1 protein-coding gene is annotated in these 4,119 nt (G+C 67.5%); it reads left to right on the top strand.

All coding sequences use genetic code 11. The annotated features are described in order from the left end of the window. Positions 1-417: 417 nt before the first annotated feature. Positions 418-4,119: amino acid adenylation domain-containing protein (locus QH195_RS22985; protein ID WP_280436962.1), on the top strand; the 3,702-nt coding region annotated here is incomplete at its 3' end.

Consider the following 4,119-nt stretch of genomic DNA (forward strand, 5'->3'; position numbering starts at 1 on the left):
GGCTTCGACTGTGCGGGCGCCGTCACCGGCCGGCCGGGGGAGTGGGTCGGTCGGCCGGACTAGAGCCAGGGGTCCAGAGTGGTGGTGGTGAGGGAATCGTGCAGGTGGGCGCGCCAGGGGGGCGGGGGGCGCGTCGGGCCCGGCGGGCCTCCCCGCGGGGGGGGCTCCATATACGCCCACGGGGTGGCTGTGGCCTGCGGTGGTAACGGCGAGGCCACATCGGACCATGTAATGATGGAAGACTGCGAGTGCCGCAGCGGTCGGTCGTGCCCTCATGCGCGGTACCACCGCCGCGTCCGGGCGGCGTATCCGCAGCCCGTGGGCGCACGGCGTGCAGCAAGGAAACGGCAGGTGAGGTAGGTAGATGGGTTCTGTTGTCGGTGACCAGAGCAGCCATCTCCAGGAAGTGATGCGAGGATGACCCGAACGGCACGCACTAGGCCCACCCGCGCCCGGCGCCCCCGTTTCACCAGCCTGCCCCAGCTCATGGCCACGGCCGTGGAAACCAACCCGACCGGTATCGCCGTCCGGTATGCCGACGCCACCGATACCCTCGGCCAACTCACCTACGCGGAACTGGACGAACGCTCCAACCGGCTGGCCCGGTTGCTCATCGCGCGCGGGATAGGCCCGGAGGATCTGGTCGCGATCGGGATCCCGCGGTCGATCGATTCGGTGGTCGCGGTATGGGCGGTGGCGAAAACCGGCGCCGGTTACGTGCCGGTGGATGTGAACCACCCCACGGACCGCATCACCCATATGGTGACCGATTCCGGTGTCGTGTTCGGGCTGTCGGTGGCGGAATCGGTGGCCGGGCTTCCGCAGCAGGTGGAGTGGCTGGCGGTCGACAGCCCGGATACCGCCGCCGCACTCGCGCAGTATCCGGCCGAACCGGTGTCCTTCGACGAACGGCTGCGGCCGCTGCGCGCCGAACACCCGGCCTATGTCATCTACACCTCGGGGTCGACCGGTACGCCGAAGGGCGTCGTGGTCACCCAGGCGGGACTGGCCGGTTTCTGCGCCGAAGAGTGCGAACGGTTCCTGGTGGACGCCACCGCCGGGCTGCTGCATTTCGCCTCGCCGTCCTTCGATATCTCGGTCAACGAAATGCTGATCGCCCTCGGCGCCGCGGCGACCCTGGTGGTGGTCGCGCCCACCGTGTACGGCGGTGACGAGCTGGCCGGACTGCTACGGCGTGAACGGGTGACCCATATCATCCTCACCCCGTCCGCCCTGTCGTCGATCGATCCGGCGGGTCTGGACGATGTGCGCGTGGTGGTCGTCGGCGGCGAGGCGTGCCCGCCGGAACTGGTGCGGCGGTGGGCCGGAACCCTGGTGGACGGCCATCCGCGCAAATTCTTCAACGGGTACGGACCTACCGAGACCACGATCCTGGTCAATATCAGCGAACCGTTGAAACCGGGCGAACCGGTCGATATCGGCGCGCCGGTCCGCAATGCCACCGAATATGTACTCGACGAACAGCTGCGGCCACTGCCCACCGGAGTCACGGGCGAACTCTATGTCGCCGGTATCCAACTGGCGCGCGGATATCACAACCGCCCGGCCCTGACCGCCGAGCGTTTCGTGGCCAACCCGTTCGACGACGGCGGCACCCGGCTCTACCGCACCGGCGACCTGGTGCGCTGGCGGGCAGATGGCTCGATGGACTACTTGGGCCGCAACGATTTCCAGGTCAAGATCCGCGGTTTCCGCATCGAACTGGGCGAGATCGACGCGGTGCTGGCCGGGCACGAATCGGTGAATTTCGCGGTCACCGTCGGATACGAGCCCCCCAGCGGCGCCACCGTATTGGCCGCCTATGTGCACCCCGTCGACGGGGCGGTGATCGATATCGAGGAATTGCTGGCCCTGGCCGAGAGCCGACTGCCCGCGTACATGGTTCCGGCCAGTATCACGGTGCTGGACAAGATCCCGCTGACGCCCATCGGAAAGCTGGATCGCCGGGCACTGCCCGAACCGCAGCTGCGCACCACCGAGTATCGCGAGCCGGAGACCTGGCTGGAGAAGCAGGTCGCCGCCGTATTCACCGAATTGCTGCATCCCGCCGACCCGGTCGGCGCCGATGACAACTTCTTCGACCTCGGCGGTAATTCGCTGATCGCGACCCAGGTGGTGGCCCGGCTGGGTGCCGTGGTGGACGCGCGGATCCCGGCCCGGATCATTTTCGAGGCCTCGACCGTGGCCCGCTTCGCGGAACGGCTCGCCGAGCTCAGCGGTGCCGGTTACGAGCGCCGGGCGCTCACCGCCGGGCCGCGCCCGGAACGCGTGCCGCTGTCGATGGCCCAGCAGCGGATGTGGTTCCTGAACCGGTTCGACGAGCAATCCGCCGCCTACAGCATTCCGATCGCGGTGCGGCTGTCGGGTGCGTTGAATGTGGCCGCCTTGCGCGCGGCGATCGGCGATCTGGTCGATAGGCACGAGGTGCTGCGGACCTACTACCCGGAGACCGACTCCGGCCCGGTGCAGGTGGTGCTCCCAGCCGGCCGGCGGGTTGTCGAATTGGAAACCCGGATCGTGCCGCCGGATGCTGTCGAAACCGCGCTGATCGAATTGCTGACGCTACCGTTCGATGTCACCGCGGAAGTGCCCTTACGTGTGGTGCTTTTCGAAATCGACGGTGCCGCAGACGAATACATCCTCGCTGTGGTGGTGCACCATATCTCCGGCGACGGCGCCTCGACGGGGCCGCTGACCCGCGACCTGATGACCGCCTATGCCGCCCGCGCCGCGGGTGTGGAGCCGGGCTGGCAGCCGCTGGCCGTGCAGTACGCCGATTTCAGTATCTGGCAGCGTGAACTACTCGGCGACGAATCCGATCCGGACTCGCTGGCGCATAAGCAGATCGAATACTGGCGGACATCGCTGGCCGGACTGCCGGATCAGCTCGACCTGCCGATGGACCGCCCGCGGCCGGCCGTGCAGTCGTTCGCGGGCGGCCGGATCGATATCCACGTCGACGCCGAGACCCACGCGGCGCTGCTGGATATCGCGCGGCGCGCGAACGCGACCGTTTTCATGGTGATCCATTCCGCATTCGCCGTGCTGCTGTCGCGGCTGTCCGGCACCGACGATATCGCGGTCGGCACGCCGCTCGCCGGGCGAGGCGAGGAAGCGCTCGAGGAACTGATCGGCATGTTCGTGAACACCGTGGTGTTCCGGACACAGCTGGATCAGGGTGAGAGCTTCACCGATCTGCTCGTTCGCCAGCGCGAAATCGACGTCACCGCGCTGGCCCATGCCGATATCCCGTTCGAACGTCTGGTGGAGGTACTGAACCCGGTTCGTTCGACGGCGCGGCACCCGTTGTTCCAGGTGGGTCTGTCGTTCCAGAACCTGGCGCAGACGAGCCTGGAGCTGCCCGGCCTGGCGGTCTCCGGGGTGGAATTCGATGCCGAACTGTCGCAATTCGATCTGAATCTGGTCATCGGCGACCGGTACGACGAGTCGGGTACTCCGGTCGGGCTGGGCGGTGTCCTGACCTACGCGACCGCGTTGTTCGACCGCGCGACGGTGCAAGGTTTCGCCGACCGGTTCGTCCGGTTGCTGGGTGAGATCGTGGCGGACCCCTCGGTGCCGGTGGGTGATCTGGAGATCCTGGCGCCGGTCGAGCGTGCCGCGATTCTGGCGGAGCGGAACGCGACCGAGCATGTGGTCTCGGAGCGGTTGTTGCTGGACGGGTTCGAGCGGGCGGTTGCCGCGCATCCGGATCGGGTGGCGGTGTCGTTCGAGGGGACGAGTCTGTCCTATGGCGAGTTCGCGGGTCGGGTGAACCGTCTGGCGCGGTACTTGATTGCGCAGGGGGTGGGTCCGGAGTCGTTGGTCGGTTTGCTTGCTTCGCGGTCGCTGGACCTCGTTGTCGGTATGTATGCGGTGGTGGCGGCGGGTGGTGCGTATGTGCCGTTGGATCCGTCGCATGCGGCCGAGCGGATCGGTTACATCTTGGATACCGCGGGGCCGGTGTGCCTGCTGTCGACCACTGCTGATGCCGGGTCGGTCGGCGTCGAGCCCGCAGACGTTGCGCGCACGGGCAGCTTCGGCGCCGGCCGTGACGTTGCTCTCGACAGTGACAGTGTGGGTGTGCTTGCGGGTGTGCCG

Origin of the sequence: Nocardia carnea, assembly GCF_029868855.1 — a bacterium.
GTDB lineage: Bacteria > Actinomycetota > Actinomycetes > Mycobacteriales > Mycobacteriaceae > Nocardia > Nocardia carnea_A.